Genomic DNA, 22052 nt, shown 5'->3' with positions numbered 1-22052 from the left:
CGTAACGGGTGATGCGCCGACTTGTGGACGAGTTGCGGAGGAAAACTGCATTAGATGTGGAGGGTGCGCGGTCGGGTAGAGGCCTTCCCACCGGACCGGTTCCTGTTCGGGGCCGGGTGGACCACGCTGTCGGCGCCCAGGTCATGCGCCGTACACTCCCGGAGTGACCGCCACCGCGACATCCGTAGACGAGCCGGAACAGCTCGAACCCCAGGCCGCGCGCGCATCGCGCGGGGCCGGACTGGCCCTCCGTCTCGTTCCGGCCGCCTCCGCGGCGCTCTCCGGCGTGCTGCTGTACGTCAGCTTCCCGCCACGCACGCTCTGGTGGCTGGCCCTTCCGGCCTTCGCGGTCTTCGGCTGGACCCTGCGCGGTCGCACCTGGAAGGCGGGTCTCGGGCTCGGCTACCTGTTCGGCCTCGGCTTCTTTCTGCCGCTGCTCGTGTGGACCGGTGTCGAGGTCGGCCCCGGGCCGTGGATCGCACTCGTCATCGCGGAGTCGGTCTTCACCGCACTCGTGGGCGCGGGCATCACGGCCGTCTCCCGGCTGCCGGGGTGGCCCCTGTGGGCGGCGACGCTGTGGATTGCGAGCGAGGCCGCACGCGCACGCGTGCCGTTCGGTGGGTTCCCCTGGGGAAAGATCGCCTTCGGGCAGGCGGACGGGGTTTTCCTTCCGCTCGCCGCGGTGGGCGGAACGCCGGTACTGGGCTTCGCGGTCGTGCTCTGTGGCTTCGGGCTGTACGAGGCCGTACGCCTGTTTCTCGAAGGCCGCCGCACCCGGGTCGTACGCCGCGGGGCCGCCGCGGTGGCACTGCTCAGCATCGTCGTCCCCGTGCTGGGGGCGCTCGCCGCACGGTCGCTGGTGAGTGACAAGGCCGAGGACGGCACGGCGACCGTCGCGGTCATCCAGGGCAATGTGCCGCGTGCGGGGCTGGAGTTCAACGCCCAGCGGCGTGCCGTTCTCGACTACCACGCGCGGGAGACCGAGAGGCTGGCAGCCGAGGTCAAGGCGGGCAAGGTCGCCCAGCCCGACTTCGTGCTGTGGCCGGAGAACTCCTCCGACATCGACCCGTTCACCAACCCCGACGCCCGCGCCGTGATCGACGGCGCGGCCAAGGCGATCGGCGCCCCCATCTCGGTCGGCGGAGTCGTCGAGCGGGACGGCAAGCTCTATAACGAGCAGATCCTGTGGGACCCGGACAAGGGCCCGGTCGACACGTACGACAAGCGGCAGATCCAGCCGTTCGGTGAGTACCTGCCCATGCGTTCGCTCATCGGGGCCATCAACAGCAACTGGACGTCCATGGTGAGCCAGGACTTCAGCCGCGGCGCCAAGGCGGGCGTGTTCACCATGGACGGCACCAAGGTCGGCCTCGCCACCTGCTACGAGGCGGCCTTCGACTGGGACGTGCGCGACACCGTCCTCGACGGAGCGCAGATGATCTCGGTGCCCAGCAACAACGCCACCTTCGACCGCAGCGAGATGACCTACCAGCAACTCGCCATGTCGCGCGTCCGCGCCGTGGAGCACAGCCGCACCGTCACGGTGCCGGTGACCAGCGGCGTCAGCGCCATCATCATGCCGGACGGGAAGATCACCCAGAAGACCGGGATGTTCGTGGCGGACTCGCTCGTCCAGAAGGTGCCGCTGCGATCGTCCGAGACACCTGCCACCCGCCTGGGGATCCTTCCCGAGATGGTCCTGGTGCTGGTTGCGGCGGGCGGGCTCGGCTGGGCGGTGGCGAGGACGGTGCGCGGACGACGCGGCAGCGGCGTTCAGGCCGCGGTCTCCGGACCGTAACGGAGCTGCGGAACGGGGCCGTTAGGGTCGGTACATGGCTACTCCCGACTTCATCCGTACGATCCGGGCCACCGCCGGCCACCAGTTGCTCTGGCTGCCCGGAGTCACCGCCATCGTCTTCGACGACGAGGGCAGAGTGCTGCTGGGGCGCCGCTCCGACACGGGCAAGTGGTCGGTGATCGGTGGCATTCCGGACCCGGGGGAGCAGCCCGCCGCCGGAGCGGTCCGGGAGGTTTTCGAGGAGACCGCGGTGCGGTGCGTCGTCGAGCGCGTCGTGCTCGTCCAGGCCCTCGCACCGGTCACCTACGAGAACGGCGACACCTGTCAGTACATGGACATCACGTTCCGGTGCCGTGCTGTCGGTGGTGAGGCGCGTGTCAACGACGACGAGTCGTTGGACGTCGGCTGGTTCGACGTGGACGCGTTGCCGGAGCTGAACGAGTTCTGCCTGCTGCGGATCAAGCAGGCACTCTCCGACGCACCCACATGGTTCGACCCTACGACCTGAGCGCGAAGTGTGTGAGCTGACCACATGGGTTGGGTCCGGGGCCCTACTTAGGGTCGAGACATGACCGAGCCCAGCGCCCTCCCGGGAACCCAGACCCCCGCACTCGACCTCGGCGGCCGCACCGCCCTTGTCACGGGCGCCGCGGGTGGAATCGGCAGTGCCTGTGTGCTGCGGCTCGCCGCCGCCGGGGCCAGGGTGAGAGCGGTCGACCGCGACTCCGCGGGGCTGAGCGCGCTCACCGAAGGGGCTCAAGGACTCGCGGGCACCGTCGAGCCGCACGTCCTCGACCTCACCGACCTCGACGCGGCGGAGCGGTCCGCGGCGGGCGCCGACATCCTCGTGAACAACGCCGGGCTGCAACTGGTCCGCCCCATCGAGGAGTTTCCGCCCGACGTCTTCCACACCGTGTTGACCGTGATGCTGGAGGCACCGTTCCGGCTCATCCGCGGAGCGCTGCCCCACATGTACGGGCAGGGCTGGGGCCGTATCGTCAATGTGTCGTCGGTCCATGGACTGCGAGCCTCGGCGTTCAAGTCGGCGTACGTGGCCGCAAAACATGGTCTTGAGGGGCTCTCGAAAACCGCCGCCCTTGAAGGCGCGCCCCATGGAGTCACCTCGAACTGTGTGAACCCCGCCTATGTGCGTACCCCCCTGGTCGAGAAGCAGCTCGCCGATCAGGCACAAGCACACGGGATTCCCGAGGAGCGGGTGCTCGCCGAGGTGCTGCTCCAGGACAGCGCCGTCAAGCGGCTCATCGAACCGGAGGAGGTCGCCGAGGCCGTCGCGTATCTGTGCGGCCCGTATGCGTCCTTCATCACCGGTACGTCGTTGGCACTGGACGGCGGCTGGACCGCGCATTGAGCGGGAGCGGCGGGTGGCTACGGTGAGTTATCCACAGGCTGGCGGCGGCGATCTTCCGATGGGTGATCCTGGGAGCATGTCCCGCGATCACACGCAGTCCGCCGAGGCCGCCGCTGACGGCACTGAGCCCGCTGTCGTCAGTGCTGAGCCGGCCGTTGGCAGTGCCGAGTCAGCCGTCAGCAGTTCCGAGGCGCCGTTCCTGGAGCTGCTGGCCAGAGGCGCGTCCGCCGATGCCTACGAGCAGCCGGTGCTGCTCGCCCGCGCCGAGGGCCGGCCCACCGAGCACGTCACCGCCCTCGAACAGGCGAAACTGCTCGCGCTGCGTGTGCGCTCGGAGATGGAGGGACGTCGCCGCCGCGAGGCGGAGCTCTCCGCGCTCTTCGAGACCGCCCACGATCTGGCGGGACTGCGCGACCTCGACGCCGTGCTGCGGGCGATCGTGCAGCGGGCCCGGTCACTGCTGGGCACGGACGTCGCGTATCTCAGCCTGAACGACGCGGGCAGGGGCGACACCTATATGCGGGTCACCGAGGGCTCGGTCGCCGCTCGCTTCCAGCAACTTCGGCTCGGTATGGGCGAAGGGCTCGGCGGGCTCGTCGCGCAGACCGCCCGCCCGTATGTCACCGACGACTACTTCAAGGACGAGCGCTTCCAGCACACCCTGACCATCGACGCGGGCGTACGGGACGAAGGTCTGGTCGCGATTCTCGGTGTGCCGCTCATGATCGGGCCCCAGGTCATCGGCGTGCTGTTCGCCGCGGACCGGCGCGCACGGGTCTTCGGGCGGGAACAGATCGCCCTCCTCGGCTCCTTCGCCGCTCTCGCCGCGGCAGCCATCGACACGGCGAACTGGCTCGCGGAGACCCGCTCGGCCCTCGACCGCCTGGGCCGCGCCAACGAGATCATCCGCGACCGTAGCGGGGTCATCGAGCGTGCGTCCGACGTCCACGACCGGCTCGCGGAACTCGTCCTGCGCGGCGGCGGAGTCCACGACGTGGCCGCCGCGGTGTCCGAAGTCCTTGACGGCACGGTCGAGTTCGCGGAGGCGGGAGCAGCACCCGCCGCCGCACTGGAATCATCCAGGGCAGAGGGACACGCCGTGCGACGCGGCCACGACTGGGTCGCCGCAGTAGCGGCCGGAGGTGAACTGCTCGGCGCGCTGGTGCTGCACGGCCATCCGGGCCTCGACCCTGTCGACCAGCGCACGCTGGAACGCGCAGCGATGGTCACCTCACTCCTCCTGCTCGCCAGACGCTCGGCTTCCGAGGCCGAACAGCGCGTCCGGGGAGAGCTGTTGGACGACCTCCTCGACGCCCGCGACCGTGACCCGCGACTCCTGCGCGAGCGTGCCTCCCGACTGCATGCCGACCTCGACGGCACCCACGTGGTGCTGGCCGCTCGGCTTGAGGCACCGGCGGCCGATGCCGACCAGGAGGCCGCCGCTCGCAGACGCCTTTGGTCGGCCGCCTCCCGTCTCGCCACCACCCGGCGGGGACTGGCCGCCGCCCGCGACGGCGGCACCGTCCTGCTGCTGCCCCTCGGCCCCGGCGACACCGCGACAGACCTGGCCCGTCGCATGGCCAAGCACCTCGGCAGCGCCGTGCACGAGGAGGTCACCGTCGGCTCCTCCGCTCCCGTCGACCGACTCGTCCAGCAGCTTGCCACCCGCCCGGGCGCCGTGGCCGCGGCGTACGCGGAGGGGCAGCGCTGCCTTGAAGCCTTGCGCCTGCTCGGCCGCGCCGGGGACGGCGCCGCCGCCGAGGACTTCGGGTTCCTGGGCCTGCTGCTCGCCGGGGACCGGGACATCTCCGGCTTCGTCGACCGCACCGTCGGCCAGGTGGTGGCGTACGACGAACGACGCGGCACCGACCTGCTGCGCACCCTCGACGCGTACTTCGCGTGCGGCATGAGTCCGGCACGCACCAAGGACGACCTGCATGTGCATGTGAACACGGTCGCGCAGCGGCTGGAGCGTGTGGGCCGGCTGCTCGGGGACGACTGGCAGAGCCCGGCCCGCGCGCTGGAGATCCAACTCGCTCTGCGGCTGCACCGGTTGGCGTCGGCCGGGCCACACTGACCCGCATGAGGGCGCCCCGTGACAGAGGCCGACGGGAACGCCCGCAGAGGGTCGCGGCCGCGCCCCGTTGTAGCATGAACCGGAAATTTACCCCCTCTCTGGGAGGCAAACGATCGAGATGGCGTCGAGCCCCGGGACTGACCGGCCCCCGCTGCGCCGGGATGCCGAGGCGAATCGCCGTCGTATCCTCACCGCGGCCCGCGAGGTGTTCCGGGAGCGGGGGACGGAAGCGAGCCTCAGCGACATCGCCGCCCATGCGGGCTTGGGCCTGGGCACCGTCTACCGGCGCTTCTCGAACAAGGAAGAGCTGCTGGACGCGCTCTTCGACGACATGATCGACACTCTCGTGGCCGCGACGGAAGAGGGTCTCGCCGACCCGGATCCGTGGCACGGGCTGGTGACGAGCTTGGAGAAGGGCTGCGAGATCCAGGCCTTCGACCGGGGACTGCGCGAGGCGCTGCTCGGAGCCGCGGCCGGGCCGCGGCGGCAGGCCCAGGTCCTTACCCGGATCACGCCCATCATGGGCGCCCTGATCGCCCGGGCGAAGGAGCAGGGCGCGCTGCGCGCGGACATCGTGCCCGTGGACATTCCCATGATCCAGCTGATGGTGGCCGCGGTCACCGACCGTACCGGACAGCCCGACCTGTGGCGCCGCTATCTGCGACTGCTCCTGGACGGTCTGCGGGCGGAACCCGGCGCGCCCTCCCCACTGCCCGAAATGGCCTTTGGCGACGCGGGGTTCATGAACGCGATCGACGACTCGATCGAGCGCGAGGCCCGCGAACGGGCCCCTCGCTAGGTCAGCGTTCGCCCGGGCCTCCGCCCGGGCCACGGAATCCGCCTGGAGCCTCCGGCGAGGTCACGTAATCCTCCGCAAAGGCTCTGGCCACCGACCTACCTGCTGCCCGGTCTCCCGGGGTGTTGAACGCCGTCCTCGCATAAGTGGGAATCGAATTCCCACTTAGTGTTATCGTGACCCGGGAAGTGGGAATCACCTTCCCATTTGTCTGTGCGGACGACCAGAGGAGTGGCATGGCCAAGGACGAGAACATGAAGGCGACCGGGAGCAGGAGGCTGCGCAAGAGGGTCGGTGTCGGACTCGCGGCATCCGTGGTGCTCGGGCTGGCCCTCACGGCCTGCTCCTCGGACGGTGAAAGTACGGCCTCCAGCGCGTCAGCCTCGGCGAAGGCGAAGGCGACGGACTGCCCGGCCTCTCAGGCGCCGGGCGGCGCCGGGGGAGGAGCCCCCAGCGGTGGAGTTCCCAGTGGTGCGGCCGGAGGCGCGTCCATATCCATTGCGAAGACCGTCAAGGCGAGCGACACCAGTACGAGCACCGTCATCGACCCCACCGGTGCGCAGATCCAGTGCGGGAAGACGAAGGTCACGACGCACAGTGACGTCGTCTACTCCTCGCCGACGACCAACGGCAAGAAGGCGGAGCTGAAGCTCGATCTCCAGGTCCCCGAGACGGAGGGCAAGAAACCGCTCGTCGTCTACATCACCGGTGGCGGTTTCGCCATGGCGGACAAGACCGGCAACCTGAACCAACGGACGTACGTCGCCGAGCAGGGGTACGCCGTCGCCAGCATCGAGTACCGGACCGTCACCAGCGGCGCCACCTACAAAGAGGCCCTGCAGGACGTCAAGTCGGCGATCCGCTACCTGCGCGCACACGCCGACGAGTACGGCATCGACCCGGCGAACGTCGCCGTGTGGGGGCAGTCCGCCGGTGGCTACCTCGCCGCGATGACCGGAACCACCAACGGTGTCAAGGAGTTCGAAGCCGGCGACAACCTGGACCAGAGCAGCGACGTGCAGGCGGTCGTCGACGAATTCGGTCCCTCCGAACTGTCCAAGACCGCCTCCGACTTCGACGCCGCGACCCAGAAGACATACCTGGCGGCCGGAACCAACACCGCGCAGTTCGTCTTCGGCGCCGGCACCAAGAAGACGCTCACGGACGATCCCGCAGCCATCAAGGCAGCCGATCCCAGTACCTATGCCGACTCCTCGGACCCCGCGTTCGTACTGCTGCACGGAAGCGACGACCACCTCGTCTCACCGAGTCAGACCCTGACCCTGCACAACACCCTGCTGGCCAAGGGCGTCGACAGCACCCGCTACGTCCTCAAGGGTGCGGACCACGGCGACCTGACGTTCATGGGCGGCGACTCCTCGGCCGGACTCAAGTGGTCGACGGAGCAGGTGATGGGTGACATCGTGACGTTCCTCGGCAAGCACCTCGGCGACTGACCGACCCACCCCGGCCGCCCGGAAACATCCCCCACCCCCGTCACCCGTAAATTCCGGGCTCGCAGGTCACACATTTACGGGTGAAGAGAACTTCATCAGGCGAACCCCACCTGCATCGGGCGGACCGTACCTGCATCGGCCGACCTCCACCTGTATCAGGCGAACCACACGCTCCCACCCCACCCCACCAGCGCACCGCACACCCATTCCGCTCCCACCCAAGGGGTCGACGATGACTCTCTCCGGCACCACTGACGCGTACCCGACGCGCCCCGAGCACACCTTCCGTTCCGTCTTCCCGGTGCTGGCCCTGTGCTGGCTGGCGGTGTTCTTCGACGGTATGGACGTCAATATCTACGGGGCTGTCATGCCGCACATGCTCGAGGACGACGGCCTCGGCCTGACCACCTCGACCGCGGGCACCATAGGCAGCTGGACCACTTTCGGCATGCTCATCGGCGCGCTCACCGCGGGCAACATCACGGACTGGCTCGGCCGCCGGCCCGTCCTGGCGTGCAGCGTGACGCTCTTCTCCCTCGGCTCCGCGCTCTGTGCCATGGCCGGGACAACCACACTGTTCGGCGCTGGGCGGTTCATCGCCGGACTCGGGCTCGGCGGTCTGATGCCGCTCTGCCTGGCCATGGTGATGGAGTTCGCGCCGCCCCGCCGGGCAGCGCTCACCACGGGGCTGTTGATGACCTCGTACCACACCGGTGGTATGGCGGCGACCGTCCTCGGCCTGACCGTCGCCCCCTCGGCGGGCTGGCGCTGGGTGTTCTGGGCCGGTGTGCTGCCGGCCATGATCGCCGTCCCCCTGCTGCTGAAACTCCTGCCCGAGTCGCCCGGCGTCCTGCTCTCCAGAGGCCAACGGGAGAAGGCCGACCAGGTAGCCGACCGCTACGGTCTGCCTCGGCCAACGGCGGTCGCGAGCCCGGCCGCCGGAGCCCGGGGCCGGCTGGACGCCGTCCTCGCGCTGTTCCGCCCCGAATCCCGGTGGGCCACCCCGCTGTTGTGGCTGGCGTCCTTCTGCGGGCTGCTCCTGGTCTACGGGGTCAGCACCTGGTTGCCCACGATGATGAAGGCGTCCGGCTACGGAATGACGTCCTCCGTGAGTTTCCTGCTGGTCATCAACGCGGGCGGAATCGTCGGCATGTTGATCGCCGGCCGGGCCGCCGACCGCTTCGGTCCGGTACGGATCTCGGCGATCTGGTTCACCCTGACCGCGGTTGGCGCGCTGTTGCTGAAGTCGCACCTGTCGCTCGGCCTGACGTATGCCGTCGTGGCGGTGACCGGTGTGTGGCTGTTCAGCGCCCAGGTGATGGTGTACGCGACCTCCAACTCCCTTTACCGGGACAGTGAACGGGCCACCGGACTCGGCTGGGTCACCGGTGTGGGCCGCGCCGGTGCCGTCGTCGGGCCCTCGCTGGTCGGCACCCTCGCCTCCAACGGCAGCGAGAGCTGGGGCTTCATCGCCTTCGCGCTGGCCGGCGTGACCGGCGCGATCGCCATCGCCCTGGTGCCCCTCGCCGGCCGCCTCGGCAACCCTGCCCGGACCGGCCCGGTGCCGGTGGCTGCCCGGACGGACGCCTGACGGTTGCAGCGCATGGTTCCGGGACGCCGTGATCGCGCGGCCTCCCGGAGCTGCGCGCGGCGGGAGCGGCACCGTTCCGTACCGGTGTCGGAGGCCTCAGCTAGAGTCGGCGCTTCCCCGGTCAGGCGCTCCGCCGCGGGTGGGTGCGCGCTGGGGGATGACGGCACGATGGGGCATGAACGACTGGAACTGTCCGGCTACGAGGTCCAAGGGATCCTGGGGCAGGGCGGGTTCGCCACGGTGTACCGGGCATCCCAGCTTGCCGTGGGTCGCGAGGTGGCGCTCAAGGTGGACAGCAGGGTGCTGGCCTCGCCCCGCGACAGGCAGCGATTCCTGCGGGAGGTCACCGCCGCCGGCCAGTTGTCCGGACACCCGCATGTGGTCTCCGTGTACGACGCCGGGGTACTCGGCGACAACCGTCCGTACATGGTGCTGGAGCTGTGCCCAGGCGGCTCGTTGGGCGACCGTCTGCGCAGCCACGGACCGCTGTCCGTCAAGGAGGCCTGCGACATCGGCGTGGGCATAGCCGACGCAGTGGCCGCGGCCCATGCCGCCGGAGTGCTCCACCGCGACATCAAACCGGGCAACATCATGATCAACCGGTACGGCGGTGTCGCCCTCGCCGACTTCGGACTGGCCGCCATGCCCAGGCCGGGCCGGGAAGTCTCGGTCACCCGGGAGGCGTTGACTCCGGCGTACGCGCCGCCCGAGGCCTTCCGCATGGCCGAACCGACCCCGGCAGGCGATGTGTACTCACTCGCCGCGACGGTCTACGCCCTGCTTCTCGGCCGCCCGCCGCACTTCCCCGAGGACGGCAGCCAGCTCGGCATCGCGGAACTGATCGTGCGTCACACGCTGCCCTATCCCGACCTGCCGGGAGTGCCGCCGGGCCTCAACGAGGTCCTCGGACAGTCCCTGGCAGCGGACCCGGCGTACCGGATATCCGACGCCGGAGTGCTGCGTGACGCCCTCGCCGCCGTGCACACGGGCACCGTCCATCGGAGCGGCTTCGCGCAGCCATTCCCCACGACAGCCACTGTTCCCGCAGACCGGGACACCGCGCCGTCGCACTATGCCCTTCAGGACTCCCTACCTCCGACGCTCGCTCCCCGAATGCCGGATCGGCCGGACGAGGCGGGAACGACGGGCACCGGCACGGGGCCGGGCGACCGGCAGCCGAACAGTAAACGCCCGCGGCTGATCGCCGTACTGGCGGCGGTGGCCGTCTCGGTGAGCGTGTCGGTCACGGTGATCACGTATCAGAACCGGCCGTCCGACACCCCTGGCGCCGACTCGGCCGTGACTCCGGAGACGGACACGAGCGCGAGCACGGACGGGAACGCGGGTTTTGGCGGGGTGCCGACCAGCACGCAGGACTGCCCGGCCGCGGGGGTCGAGGGCCTGGGCGGCAGGTGCGTCACGACCCCCGAGTGCTGGAGCGGGATCACCGACATCTCGGGGACCATCACCGTCAGCCGCGAGGACTGCCAGGTGAAACACGTCTGGGAGACCTTCGCCATCGCCCCGCTGCCCGAAGACGGGATGACGAACAACGCCCGGGACCTGATCAAACACCCCGACGTCCGGTCCCTGTGCGCGCAGGAGGTCATGCTCGGCTCCAGGTCGGCCGCGGGCCGGCAGGTGACCGCACAGTGGAGGGCCGACATCATTCCGCCGACCGCCCAGCAGTGGGCGGACGGTCTGCGCGTCTTCCGCTGCGTCGGCGCGGCGAGCACGGACGACGGTGAGATCACGGGCAGCCACTTCGGCGCGGCAGGCTGATCCCTGGACACCGTCACCTTGAGATTCCCCGACTTCCGTGGCGGACAAGGGCATCCGTCGGATGGCGTAGTGCGGGATGAACGCCCGCCGGTGACTCCCGGTGACCATCGCGAGGGGAGCATTCTGGGCGAGCGGCCCAGAGCCGCGGCCGTGGTGCGCATACGGGGGTATGCGGGCGTACAGGGCATACGGGGGCCTCATGAACGAGCCGACGCCGACGGGTGGTCTCCGCGAACAGCGGATCGCGGACGACCACGGGGTGCGGGTACCGGTCGGGCGCAAGCGGGAGTGCGCACTCCTCGACGGACTGCTGGAGTCGCTGCCCGACCGGGGGGCCGCGCTGCTGCTGCGGGGTGATCCCGGCATCGGGAAGACCAACTTGCTCGACTACGTCGCACGACGGGCACGCGCCGGGGATCAGGCTGTGTCCAAACCCTCATGCGGGGCCTCACGGCAGGCGCCGGTACGGGTCCTGCGGGCGCACGGGGTCGAGTCGGAGGCGGTACTGCCCTACGCGGTGCTCGCCGACCTGCTGCTCCCGCTGCGCCCCCACTTCGCCGACCTGCCGTCGAGCCAACGCAGAGCGCTGGAAACGTGCTTCGCGCTGGTGGACGCCGATGAGCCGAACCCGTACGCCGTGTGCGCCGGGACCCTTCATGTGCTCGCCGCCGCCGGTGAAGCCGGGCCCCTGGTGGTGCTCGTGGACGACCTGCACTGGTCGGACCCCTCGTCGCGACGGGCCCTCCAGTTCGTCGCACGCCGCCTCGCCACCGAGCGGGTGGCCCTGGTGATGGCCGCCCGTCCCGCTCCCGACGACGACGTGACCTGGGAGGGTGTGCACCGGCTGACCGTCGCGCCGCTGGCGGAGGACGACTGCCGACGACTGCTGGAGCGCGCCGGAGTCGACCCGGCGGAGCCCCCGGTCACCCGCCTGGTCCGGTTGAGTTCGGGAAATCCGCTGGTTCTGGTGGAGTACGCGGCGGCGCTCGTGGACGCCAGGAAACGCGGCGACGAACTGGCCGAAACAGCCTGGGAGATGCCGGGGCCGATGGTCGAACGGGCCTGGTGGGGACGGATGCGTACGCTCTCCCGGGAGACGCGCACTGCCCTCGTGTACGTCGCGGCCTGCCATGTCCCTGAACTCGCCCTGTTGGAAAAGGCGTTGGCAGTCGACGGGCTGTCGCTCGGCACCCTCGACGAGGCCGAGGAGAGCGGACTGATCCGCGCCCTTGACCACGGCTACGAGCTGCGGCACCCGGTCCTGCGGCCGCTGGTGTTCAGACACTGCTCGATCGCCCAACGACTGCGCGCCTACCGGACGTTGGCGGATCTCTCCGACGGGGAGGTACGGACGTGGTACCTGGCCGCCGCCGCGGCCGGTCCGGACGAGACGGTGGCCGCGGCACTCGCGGGCTCGGCCGAACGATCCCGCCGCCGCGGCGCACTCGGCGCGGCGGCGCACGCCTGGCACCGCGCCGCGGAGCTGTCGCCCTCGGCCGCGGACAGGGCGGAACGTCTGCTCAACGCCGCACGGGACGCCTTCTACGGCGGGGCCTCCCGCGATGCCGTCGACTGGTGCGAGCAGGCCCTGCGCTGGAGCGAGGACGCAGGGCTGACCGCCGATATCGAGCTGCTGCGCGGCCAGGCATGCGGCTGGCTCGGCGATCCCGGCCGGGCCCACCGTTCGCTGGTGGCGGCGGCCGAGGCGGTGGAACCGGTGGACCCCTTCCGCGCCTGCGCGCTGTACGGGGCGGCCGTCATGCCCGCGACGATGGACGGCCGTATCGACCGGGCGGTCGACACCGCGGCACGATCCGCGGCCCTGGCCGACCTCCTTGAGAAGGAAGCCGGACCGGAGCCGGCCACCCTCTCCTCCCGGCACCTCGCCAATGTGATGCGGGGCTGCGCGCTGGCACTCGCCGGACAGGTGGCGGAGAGTCACGAGCTGCTCCTCGCCGGACGGGCCGCACTGCACGGCGACTGGCCCCTGGAGGAGCAGCAGTTGGCGGTGCAGATCGGCCAGGCGCTCTCCTGGGTGGACGAGAGGGAGGCGGCGACGGCGGTACTCGACGCGGTCATCGACGGCGCCAGGCGCGACGGAGTGCCCGCCCTCCTGCCGTACGCCCTCGTCGGCCGGTGCGAGGTCATGTCGTGGAGTCGCTGGCCGATGGCCAGGGCCGCCGGGGCCGAAGCCCTGCGCTGGGCCCAGGAACTCGGGCACCGGGCGATGACCGGCTACGTGCTGCTCCTGCTGGCGCGACTCGACGGGCTGCGCGGCGACCGGGCGGGCTGTGAGGACCGTGTCGCGGCCTACGAGCGGCACTGCGGCAAGGTGCGCGGGCTGGAGGTCTTCGCCCAGGCGGCGCTGGGTTCGGCGGCGCTCACCGGAGGAGAACCGCAGGCGGCCGCCGGGCATCTGGAACGGGCCCTGTCACTCGCGCGGGAGACGGGGCTCGGCAATCCCAACCTGATGCCGTTCCTGACCGAGCTCGCCGAGGCGTACCTCCGCACCGGCGAGCGGGACAGTGCGGCCCGGCTCGCCGGCTGGATCGGGGGACTGGCCCGTACCACGGGGCTCGCCTGGCCGGCGGCCGCCCACGCGCACTGCAGAATCATGCTCTCCGAGACCGCCGACGAGGCACAGGAATGGCTCACCGTCGCTGAACACGTCCATACACGCGAGGAGATGACCTTCGAGCTCGCGCGAACCCAGCTGGTCTGCGGAGAGCTGCTGCGCCGCTTCCGGCGGCCCACGGCGGCCCGCGGGCTGCTCCTCGCCTCCCAGCTGGCCTTCGCCGGCCTCGGCGCGGCCCCCTGGCGGTCCCGGGCGGCCGCGGAACTCGCCGCCGCCGGACACCGGGCCGCCGACACGCGGACACCGGTGTCGCGGATCGACCGCCTCACCGCCCAGGAACTGCAGGTGGCGCTGGCCATCGGGGACGGACTGAGCAACGGCGAGGCCGCCGCTGCCCTGTTCGTGTCCCGCAAGACGGTGGAGGCCCATCTGACGCGCGTCTACCGGAAGGTCGGTGTGCGCTCACGGTCCGAACTGACCCGCTACCTGGCGCACGCCGACGTGGCGCACTGACAACGACAAGCACTGTCACGGGAGGAGCCCCCGAGTCACGGCCCGGGCGATGTCAGGATGCGCCAGGTACTCGTGGATGGCGTGCGCCTGCTCGCGCGGGTTCGTGACGACGGACTCATGGAGGTCGCCGCCCCACCGGGGACGGAGCGGGCATCCGATGGTGACCGGGTCGGCCGGGCACCAGACGTTGTCCCAGCGCGCCACCCGCTCCGGACGCCGCAGTTTCGGGGCGAGCAGCCGCTCGTGCACGGCGTCGAGCCCGAGCGGGCTGCCGGCCGTGACGAGGAGCCGTACGTCCACCGCGGCGTCCAGCTGCGTCAACAGGTCCATGGCCACCACGGTTCCGAGACTGTGGGCGACGATGGTCAGCCCGCCCGAGTCGGGCACGCTCTCGCGCACGGCGTCAAGGACTGCCTGCCGGGTCTTCCGGTCCTCGAGGTAGCGGGCCACGTCCCCCAGAACGGCCGACATGAACAAGCCGTCCAGGTCCGTGCGGGCCGCCAGCCAGGCCAGCGAGCGCCGCAGCGCGCCGGACGCGCCGCCCGGCAGGCTGAAACCCTCCTGCGCGGTGAGCAGTTCCTCCGGCATACCGGCCTTGACCGCGGCCTCCTGGATCATCTCCTCGTAGAGCACGCGGGTCGTGGGGTCGGTGGGCGGGGTCGCCGAGGCGAAGCCCAGCGCCGACTCGTCACCGAGCAGGGCCTCGCGGCCCGACGTACCGGCCGTGCGGTTGCCGTAGAACGGGAGCCATACGTCGACCGGATCCACCGTCGGCAGACCGGCGAGGGTGAGACCCCGGTTGAGGCCCGCCGTCCAGGAGCGACGCATGCCCTCGGGATCCGCGTTCTCCTGACCCCGTCCGTGCAGGAACAGCAGGCTGCCACGCCCCGCGAACGCTCCCGTACGGCCCCTGAGCCCCCGGCGCTGGGAGGCCGCCGCGGCGGCTCGCGCGGGCAGGGCCTCGGCGGCGGGCAGTGCTGTGGGCGCGGTGGCGGGGAGCAGACCCAGGTCCCCGAGCAACTGCTCCCGCGCGGTCCCGGACAGCGATGTCCGCAGCCGCGCCACGATACGGCTGACCCGGGCGCCCTCGTTGGCGACCCAGTCCACCACCTCGTCCGGGTCGCCGGGCTGGACGAGAGTGCCGTCGCGCCGCAGTTCCCTGCCCTGGTCGTCCTTGCGGGGGACACCGGCATGATGCAGCGCCACCACTTCCCACTGGTCGTTGAAGACGGGCGAACCGGAGTTCCCGGGCTCGGTGTCCGTCTCGTAGTGCAGGAAGTCCTCAAGCTGGAAGAGCAGTTCGTTGCGGCGGATGGCGATCTCCTTGAGCCGGCCGCTCGGGTGCCCCACGATGTTGACGGACTCGCCGTTCACCAGCTTTCCCTGCGCGCCGATGAGCCGGTTCCAGCCGAACTGTGCCCCCGGCGGGCGCCCGTCGGCCCCCGCCTCGACACGTACGAGGGAGAAGTCCAGCTCCTCTTCGGTGAGCGGGACGAGGTCCCCGACCAGCCGGTACACGGCAGGCTGCGCCGCGGAGTTGTCGATTCCGGTCTCGGCGGCGAACTCCACGACGACGTGTGCGGCCGCGTCCGCGTCCGGCAGCACATGGTGATTGGTCAGCAGCAGATCCGGGGAGACGAGGAACCCCGTTCCCAGCGGCAGCACGCGGCCGTTGTCGAACACCGAGATACGGCCCACGGTCGCGGCGGCACGTGAACCGCGCGAGAGGAAGTTGACCGCCTGGAGGTCCTTGGAGGCGCCGATGATGCGCTCCAGGAGCCGCCGCCCCGGCAGTTCCTGGGAGACGAGCGACATCACCGTCTCCATGGGCAGTGCGCCCCCGCTGATCAGATGCTCCGCGCGGGCCTGGAGCTGGGATTCGCTGTCCGGCAAGGACGCGCCCTGCCCGGCCAGTTCCTCGGCCGCCTCGCGTTCCGGGAGCGCCGCGCCGAATCGCTCGGCCGCCGCTTCGTCATGACGCTGCCGGGAGTGCCGTACTCGTTCGTACATGTCCGCGGTGAAGTCGTGGTCGTCCATGCGCACCATCCCGAAGGCGAGGCCGAGGCAGAAAGCGGGTTGCCTTCTGCTTAGCCGGGTCTTCCGCGGTGCCGCATCGGGGAACTCCCTACATCCCTGGATCCTGGCAGTCGAAAACGCAACGGGACGTCGGCCAGGGCTATTTGACGACCGTCGACCAGTCCGGTGACTGCGCCGGGTCGAGGCTGCGCAGGTGCTCCAGGACCTCGGGTTTCTGGACGTCCATCCAGTTGGCCAGTTCGCGGAAGGAGACGCAGCGGACCTCCTTGCGCACGCACACGTTCTTGATGACGTCGTCGATGGCCTTCATGTAGATGCCGCCGTTCCAGTCCTCGAAGTGGTTGCCGATGAACAGGGGCGCCCGGCTGCCGTAGTACACGCGGTCGAAGCCGGCGAGATAGGAGTCGACGGTCTCCTGCCGCCACAACTCGTACTTGGCCGGGTCGCCCTCGGTCTCGCCGTCGGACTGGTTGTAGAGGAAGTTGAAGTCCATGGACAGGCCCTGGTACTCGCCCCCCTCGTAGGGAAGCATCTGAAGCGGGAAGTCCCAGAGGCCGTCCTTCTTGGTGGGCCATATCTGGAAGTCGCCCGGCGAGCTGGCGTCGTAACGCCAGCCGAAGCTCTTGATCGCCTCGAGCAGGTTCTTCTGGCCCTCCAGGCAGGGCGCCCGGCCGCCGATGATCTCCTTCTCCGCGTCGAAGGGAAGCGGTGGCAGGTCGGTGTAGCCGGTGTTGGTCTTCCAGTTCTCCACGAAGGAGTAGAACTGGCTGATCTCGCTCTTCCACTCCGCGACGCTCCAGTCGCCGCCACCCTTGGCGTCGCAGAAGTGGCCGTTGAAGTGGGAACCGATCTCGTTCCCCTCCTCCCACGCCAAGGAGAGCTGCTCCAGCGTGGTGCGGATGTGCTCGTCGGTGGGGTAACTGATCGCCGCTGCCCCGGGATCGTGCATCGGCGGATCGTAGAGCGTCTTCTTGTCCTTCGGCAGCAGGTAGATGCCGGTCAGGAAGAACGTCATATGGGCGTTGTATTCCTTCGCCAACTCCCGGTAGTGCGAGAAGAGTTCGTCGTCGCCCTGGAGGGCGCCGTCCCAGGAGAAGACGACGAACTGCGGCGGCTTCTCTCCCGGCTTGAGCGGCTCGGCCTTGAGCTCCTCGGTCTGCGGTCCGGTGTACGACGTGGAGCCGTCCCCGATCACCTTCGTCTTGCCGTCCCAGGAGGGTTCCGTGTCGTTCTTCGTCGAGTTCTCCCCGTCTGCGGCTGCCTTGCCGTCCGCCGCTCCGGTGACCACCGGATCGTCTCCGTTCCCCAGCACCAGCAGGGGTACGGCGATGCACACGAGGGCGAGAGCGATGGCGGCGATCAGGATCCTTGGGCGGGCGGTGAGCCGGCCGAGGAGGTGAGCGCTGTTCCGTCTGCGGCGACGGCCGTGGGCTTTGGAGGTCATCGGTGGCGCATTCTGCGAGAAGGGATGCGGAAGGGGGCTCTTTCGCCGTCGCGGCTCGCGTCAGCTGAGTGGGCTCATGGCACTCGACCAGATGCTGTAGGGAACGTCGGTGGCGGGAGAGCCCGCCACCCCCTTCAACGGCAGCGGTTCGAGGCTCTTGGTCAGATCCATGCGGTAGACGACGATCGCCGTCGACACCGACGTCTGCGTGCCGACGTACCAGGCGGCCGTGTCCTTCTCGGTGGTGCCGCCCTTGCCGGCGACCTGGGCCAACTCCTCAGCCGCGTCGGGGTGTTGGGTGACGAACGACTCCGTGAGCGCCTCGGTGACCTGGTCGGCGACCTTGGAGCTGATCGCGCGGTCCGATGCGGGCTTGTCCAGGAGGACGTCGGTTCCGTTGCGGGTGATGCGGTGTACCGAGTACGGCTCGGTGTGGATGCCCTCGGCCGCGAACGTGGCGTAGGAGTCGGCCATTCGGATCGCGCTGGGCGTCGAGCTGCCCAGCGTCAGCGCGGGTACCTGCGAGCCCATACTGGACGGCAGCATGCCGGCCGCCTCGGCCGTGAGACGGATCTTGTCCAGGCCGGTGTCCATGCCGAGCTGCATGAACGGGGCGTTGACGGAATGGGCGAGCGCCTTGTGCAGGGAGATCTGCCCCCAGGACGTGTCGTTGTCGTTGTGGGCGGTGACCTTCTTGCCGCTACGGTCCCAGTAGGGGCCCTCGGGTGTGCTGACCGGCACGTCGCTGTCTCCGTTGTAGAGGGAGTCCGGACTGACAGGTGTCGTCGGCGCGCCCCGTTCCGTGGTGACGCCGTTTTCCAGGCCGGCGGCGTAGACGAACGGCAGGAACGCGGAACCGGCCGGGACCGTCGTCGCGTTGGACTCGTTGAACCCCTGCGTGCGGTGGTCGGGGCCGCCGTAGACGGCGAGGATCCGACCGTCGTCGGCGACCGAGGCGGCGCCGTAGTGCGCGGTCTTCGCCGTCGAGGCGTCGCGTTCCTCGGCATCTTGGCGGGCGCTGGTGACGGCCTTGGTGAGCGCGTCCTCCCGCTTGCGGTCGAAGGTGGTGTAGATCTGGTAGCCGCCCAGGTCGAACTGCTTGTCCGAGATGCCCGCGGCCTTCTTGGCGTACGGGGTCGCCAACTCGACCAGGTAGTCGCTCTGGTGGCCGGTGTCGTAGACCTGGGACTGCTTCAGGGGCTCGGGGAATTCCTTGTACTTCGCGCGCTCGGTCGGCGACAGCTTGCCGAGCTCCACCATGCGGTCGAGGATCCAGGACCACCGCTCGACGGCTCGGTCGTGGTTGTCCGCACTCAGGGTGGGGTCGTAGAGGCCCGCTCCCTTCAGCAGGGACGCGAGGAACGCGGCCTCGCTGACGTCGAGTTCGCTGACCTCCTTGCCGTAGTACGCCTGTGAGGCCCGTTGGATGCCGTAGGTGCCCCGGCCGAACCAGCTGGTGTTGAGGTAGCCCTCCAGGATCTCGTCCTTGCTCATCTGCTGGTCGAGCTTGATGGCCATCATCGCTTCGGTGAGTTTGCGGCTGACCGAGCGGTCCTGGGACAGGTAGACGTTCTTGACGTACTGCTGGGTGATGGTGGAACCGCCCTGTGTGTCGCCCTCACCCACCGTGCGCCACAGCGCGCGGGAGACGCCGCTCAGGGAGATTCCGGGGTCGGAGTAGAAGCTCGCGTTCTCGGCGGACAGCACGGCCCAGCGCACGTCCTCGGGGATGTCCTTGAGGGGCATCTCCTGCCGCTGCACCCAGCCGGTACGGGCCATGGGCGTCCCGTCCGACCAGAAGAAAACGTTGTCCTGCTGGGTGGCGTACGTGTTGAGGTCCTCCGGGATGTCCGTGGTGACGTAGAGGACGGTCAGCAGGGAACCGGTCACGGCGATCAGTGTCAGACAGGCCCCCAGCCACTGGCGCCAGGACGGTGTCCATCGCCGCCAGCCGGTGCGGCCCGGTCGCGGATAACGGGGACGAAGGCGGCGTGCTGTGGGTGCGATGCCCTGGAGGACCGGCGCGAGGCGTGCGGTGACACCGGCCGCGACACGGCGAGCGGCCGTGGGCGGCGCGGGCTTGCGCCGGGGGCCGAGGCGAGCGGCTGTGGGTATGCGGAGGACCCGCAGCATGATGGTGGAGTCCGGGTCGGCCGGTGGCGGAACGGATGTGCCCGCCGTGTCATGTGCGTCGGGTTCACTGCCGGGCTCGGGAAGGGAGGGTCCGGCCTGCGGATACGAGGAGTCAGCCTTGGTGTCCGGCGAGTCGGCCGCGGGGTGGGAGGCGTCCGTCCCCTCGACGCCGGTGCGGTTGTTGCGGCGACGGAACCTGGCTTGTCTCGCGGCGGTCAGGCGGCGGCCCAGGCTGCCTTCCTCCGGCCTAGCCATGGACGTCTGCCGGGTATGTGTCCCCTCCGGGGAGTCCCCGATGTATTCGCTGCCATGGCCTGGACATGCCTGTGTCTCCTCCGCGCTCGTGCTTGCTCGCGCGGGTAGATTCAGCTGCCGCAAATGCGGCTGTGAGCCCCCTCCCCGACCTTTCGGCACATCGCGGCCTCCACAAATTAGCAGTGGTCACTGTGAACTCTTCGGTCGGATGCGTTCAGAATGTGACCAGAGGTGATCGATTTGTGTCGGAGTTGGAGTTTTCGCGAAATGTAAGGCCGGGCGGCTCGCCCGGACGTCGCCCCGCCGGAGGGGCGAGCAGGCTTGAAGATCGGCTGGAATTGATCGCTCCCGCAAGCCCGCGTCCATCGAGCGACGGGGCGACGATCTCTCCCCGGCACCCTCCTGAAAGGGCCCGGCGACTCCCCGGAGAAGCGCTCAGTTGTTCCAGCTCTCGTCGTACGGATCGCGCGGGGCCGCGACGGGCTTGGCCTCGCCGACCTCGATGAAGGGGATGACGCCGTTGTTGACGGGGTCCTTGGTCTGCTTGCTGGTGTAGGTGCCGGTGACCTCGAGCCAGGAGTCGGGTTGCAGGACGGGGGGAATCCGTCCGGTCAGGCCGATCTTGACCGGCTGGGCGTCGGCGGCACAGCAGTTGAGGGCCATGCGGACGAGGTAGGGAGTGCCGTCGTGGCCCAGGGCGATGAAGCCGGTGACCTTGATCCGCCGGTCGCCGAGGGTCTGCCCGTGGTCGTAGGCCGCGCGGCCCGCGTAGTCGACCAGGCTGAGCGGAAGCGGATCGTCGGCGGGCAGGTCGGCGTAGCCGAAGGGGGGTTGCAGGGCCGTGCCGGTGCGCATCGCACTGTAGGAGCCCAGCGCGGGCGGGGCGACCAGGATGAGGGCGAGCAGGGGGAGGACCAGGAGCCAGGCGATACGGGGCTCGCGGTGGGCGTGGCCGTGGTCGTGCCCTTCGTCGTCCCGGCCGTCGTCGGGAGGACTCGCCCGGCGCGTGCGTCCCTGCCGCAGTTCGAACCACACGGTGGCGATGGCCGTGACGATCAGGACGACGCCGGCTGCCAGGAGCAGCGGGCGCAACCCGGCTTTGACGTACCGCAGATAGAGATCGCTGGAGCCGGCCTTCAGCACCGCCGCACCGAGGAGGAACAGGACGGCCGCCTGCGCCTGCCGGTTCACAGCAGCACCGCCCCGACGAGTACCGACATGACGATCGCCAGGGTGAAGGTGGCCGGCGCGAACCGCAGGGCGAACCCGCGGCCGAACGTGCCGACCTGCATGGCGAACAGCTTCAGGTCGATCATCGGCCCGACGACGAGGAACGCCAGTCGGGCGGTGAGGGAGAACTGGGTCAGCGACGCGACCACGAACGCGTCGGCCTCGGAGCAGATCGACAGCAGTACCGCGAGGACCGCCAGGGCGAGGACGGACACCAGGAAGTTGCCCGCCGCGGCCTGTAGCCAGCTCGCCGGTACGACGGCCTTGAGTGTGGCCGCGGCCATCGCGCCGACGACCAGGAAGCCGCCCGCGTGCATCACGTCGTGCCGTACGGACCCCCAGAACGCGGCGCCCCTGCCGAGGCCTTCGTGTGCCGGGCGGTCCGGCGGGCGCAGCCAGTCCGCGCGCCCCAGCCGCTGCCAGAGCCAGCCCATCGAGCACGCCACGAGCAGGCTCGCCACGAACCGGGCGAGGACCATCTCCGGATTGCGCGGGAACGCGACCGCCGTGGCGGTCAGCACGATCGGGTTGATCGCCGGCGCGGACAGCAGGAAGGCCAGCGCCGCCGCGGGCGTCACACCCCGGCGCACCAGCGCTCCGGCCACCGGAACGGAGGCGCACTCGCAGCCGGGCAGGACCGCCCCGGCCATCCCGGCGACCGGCACCGCGAGAGCGGGCCTGCTCGGCAGGGCGCGGGCGAAGAACGAGGGCGGGACGAACACCGCGATGACCGCCGACAGGAGTACCCCGAGGACGAGGAAGGGGAGAGCCTGGATGATCACCGCGACGAACACGGTCATCCAGCTCTGCATGACCGGCGCGGACAGCGCCTTCCGGATCGGTCCCTGCAAGGTGACCAGCAGGAGCAGGACCATGGTCAGGACGAGAGGGGAGCTGAAGTGCCAGCCCCGCCGCCCCTGCGGGTCGCCCGCGGTGCGGTGCTCGACCGGCGGTGGGGCCGGCTTGGTGATGGTCACGGTGAGGTACCTCCGGTA

14 protein-coding genes are annotated in these 22052 nt (G+C 70.0%); 9 read left to right on the top strand and 5 right to left on the bottom strand.

Annotation, left to right across the window (positions count from 1 at the left end):
* Positions 1-163: 163 nt before the first annotated feature.
* The 9 genes from lnt (at position 164) to ACIPC1_RS19870 (ending at position 13958) form a co-directional block, all read left to right on the top strand.
* Positions 164-1798, top strand: a complete 1635-nt coding sequence (lnt, locus tag ACIPC1_RS19910; RefSeq protein WP_402518658.1) for an apolipoprotein N-acyltransferase — start codon at positions 164-166, stop codon at positions 1796-1798.
* 34 nt (positions 1799-1832) lie between these two features.
* Positions 1833-2306, top strand: coding sequence for an NUDIX domain-containing protein (locus ACIPC1_RS19905; RefSeq protein WP_384377075.1), 474 nt, complete (start codon positions 1833-1835; stop codon positions 2304-2306).
* Between the two features lie 60 nt (positions 2307-2366).
* Positions 2367-3167: a 3-hydroxybutyrate dehydrogenase gene (locus ACIPC1_RS19900; protein ID WP_402518656.1), complete on the top strand. Its 801-nt coding sequence runs from the start codon at positions 2367-2369 to the stop codon at positions 3165-3167.
* Positions 3168-3243: 76 nt separating this feature from the next.
* Positions 3244-5244 carry a helix-turn-helix domain-containing protein gene (locus ACIPC1_RS19895; RefSeq protein WP_402518654.1) on the top strand — a complete coding sequence of 667 codons (2001 nt, stop codon included), beginning with the start codon at positions 3244-3246 and terminating at the stop codon, positions 5242-5244.
* Between the two features lie 118 nt (positions 5245-5362).
* Positions 5363-6043 carry a TetR/AcrR family transcriptional regulator gene (locus ACIPC1_RS19890; RefSeq protein WP_402518653.1) on the top strand — a complete coding sequence of 227 codons (681 nt, stop codon included), beginning with the start codon at positions 5363-5365 and terminating at the stop codon, positions 6041-6043.
* 233 nt (positions 6044-6276) lie between these two features.
* Positions 6277-7497: an alpha/beta hydrolase fold domain-containing protein gene (locus ACIPC1_RS19885; protein ID WP_402518652.1), complete on the top strand. Its 1221-nt coding sequence runs from the start codon at positions 6277-6279 to the stop codon at positions 7495-7497.
* 232 nt (positions 7498-7729) lie between these two features.
* Entirely contained in the window at positions 7730-9088 is a 1359-nt protein-coding gene (locus tag ACIPC1_RS19880) for an MFS transporter (protein WP_402518651.1), read from the top strand.
* A gap of 168 nt (positions 9089-9256) precedes the next feature.
* Entirely contained in the window at positions 9257-10870 is a 1614-nt protein-coding gene (locus ACIPC1_RS19875) for a serine/threonine-protein kinase (protein WP_402518649.1), read from the top strand.
* Positions 10871-11069: 199 nt separating this feature from the next.
* Positions 11070-13958, top strand: a complete 2889-nt coding sequence (locus tag ACIPC1_RS19870; RefSeq protein WP_402518647.1) for an AAA family ATPase — start codon at positions 11070-11072, stop codon at positions 13956-13958.
* 15 nt (positions 13959-13973) lie between these two features.
* On the opposite strand, the gene ACIPC1_RS19865 is transcribed toward ACIPC1_RS19870, so the two are convergent.
* From ACIPC1_RS19865 to ACIPC1_RS19845, 5 genes are all read right to left on the bottom strand, one after another.
* Positions 13974-15995, bottom strand: coding sequence for a trypsin-like serine peptidase (locus tag ACIPC1_RS19865; RefSeq protein WP_402518645.1), 2022 nt, complete (start codon positions 15993-15995; stop codon positions 13974-13976).
* A 139-nt stretch (positions 15996-16134) separates the two neighbouring features.
* Positions 16135-17439 (bottom strand): hypothetical protein, encoded by a 1305-nt coding sequence (locus ACIPC1_RS19860; protein WP_402518643.1) that lies wholly within the window; start codon positions 17437-17439, stop codon positions 16135-16137.
* Between the two features lie 60 nt (positions 17440-17499).
* On the bottom strand, positions 17500-19827 hold the full coding sequence (locus ACIPC1_RS19855; RefSeq protein ID WP_402518641.1) for a transglycosylase domain-containing protein: 2328 nt from the start codon (positions 19825-19827) through the stop codon (positions 17500-17502).
* 435 nt (positions 19828-20262) lie between these two features.
* Positions 20263-21018, bottom strand: coding sequence for a TIGR03943 family putative permease subunit (locus tag ACIPC1_RS19850; RefSeq protein WP_402518639.1), 756 nt, complete (start codon positions 21016-21018; stop codon positions 20263-20265).
* Positions 21015-22034, bottom strand: a complete 1020-nt coding sequence (locus tag ACIPC1_RS19845; RefSeq protein ID WP_402518638.1) for a permease — start codon at positions 22032-22034, stop codon at positions 21015-21017. The genes ACIPC1_RS19850 and ACIPC1_RS19845 overlap by 4 nt, the downstream gene beginning before the upstream one ends.
* Positions 22035-22052 lie beyond the last annotated feature (18 nt).

It is taken from the genome of Streptomyces sp. NPDC087263 (assembly GCF_044744645.1).
Lineage (GTDB): Bacteria > Actinomycetota > Actinomycetes > Streptomycetales > Streptomycetaceae > Streptomyces.
This window is presented reverse-complemented; position numbering and strand designations above follow the sequence as displayed.

What these genes read in the sequence shown, in the direction of transcription:
- ACIPC1_RS19905 (WP_384377075.1), top strand. Translation starts at nt 1,833, where the DNA reads ATGGCTACTCCCGACTTCATCCGTACGATCCGGGCCACCGCCGGCCAC.
- ACIPC1_RS19900 (WP_402518656.1), top strand. Translation starts at nt 2,367, where the DNA reads ATGACCGAGCCCAGCGCCCTCCCGGGAACCCAGACCCCCGCACTCGAC.
- ACIPC1_RS19895 (WP_402518654.1), top strand. Translation starts at nt 3,244, where the DNA reads ATGTCCCGCGATCACACGCAGTCCGCCGAGGCCGCCGCTGACGGCACT.
- ACIPC1_RS19890 (WP_402518653.1), top strand. Translation starts at nt 5,363, where the DNA reads ATGGCGTCGAGCCCCGGGACTGACCGGCCCCCGCTGCGCCGGGATGCC.
- ACIPC1_RS19885 (WP_402518652.1), top strand. Translation starts at nt 6,277, where the DNA reads ATGGCCAAGGACGAGAACATGAAGGCGACCGGGAGCAGGAGGCTGCGC.
- ACIPC1_RS19880 (WP_402518651.1), top strand. Translation starts at nt 7,730, where the DNA reads ATGACTCTCTCCGGCACCACTGACGCGTACCCGACGCGCCCCGAGCAC.
- ACIPC1_RS19875 (WP_402518649.1), top strand. Translation starts at nt 9,257, where the DNA reads ATGGGGCATGAACGACTGGAACTGTCCGGCTACGAGGTCCAAGGGATC.
- ACIPC1_RS19870 (WP_402518647.1), top strand. Translation starts at nt 11,070, where the DNA reads ATGAACGAGCCGACGCCGACGGGTGGTCTCCGCGAACAGCGGATCGCG.
- ACIPC1_RS19865 (WP_402518645.1), bottom strand. Translation starts at nt 15,995, where the DNA reads ATGGACGACCACGACTTCACCGCGGACATGTACGAACGAGTACGGCAC.
- ACIPC1_RS19860 (WP_402518643.1), bottom strand. Translation starts at nt 17,439, where the DNA reads ATGACCTCCAAAGCCCACGGCCGTCGCCGCAGACGGAACAGCGCTCAC.
- ACIPC1_RS19855 (WP_402518641.1), bottom strand. Translation starts at nt 19,827, where the DNA reads ATGGCTAGGCCGGAGGAAGGCAGCCTGGGCCGCCGCCTGACCGCCGCG.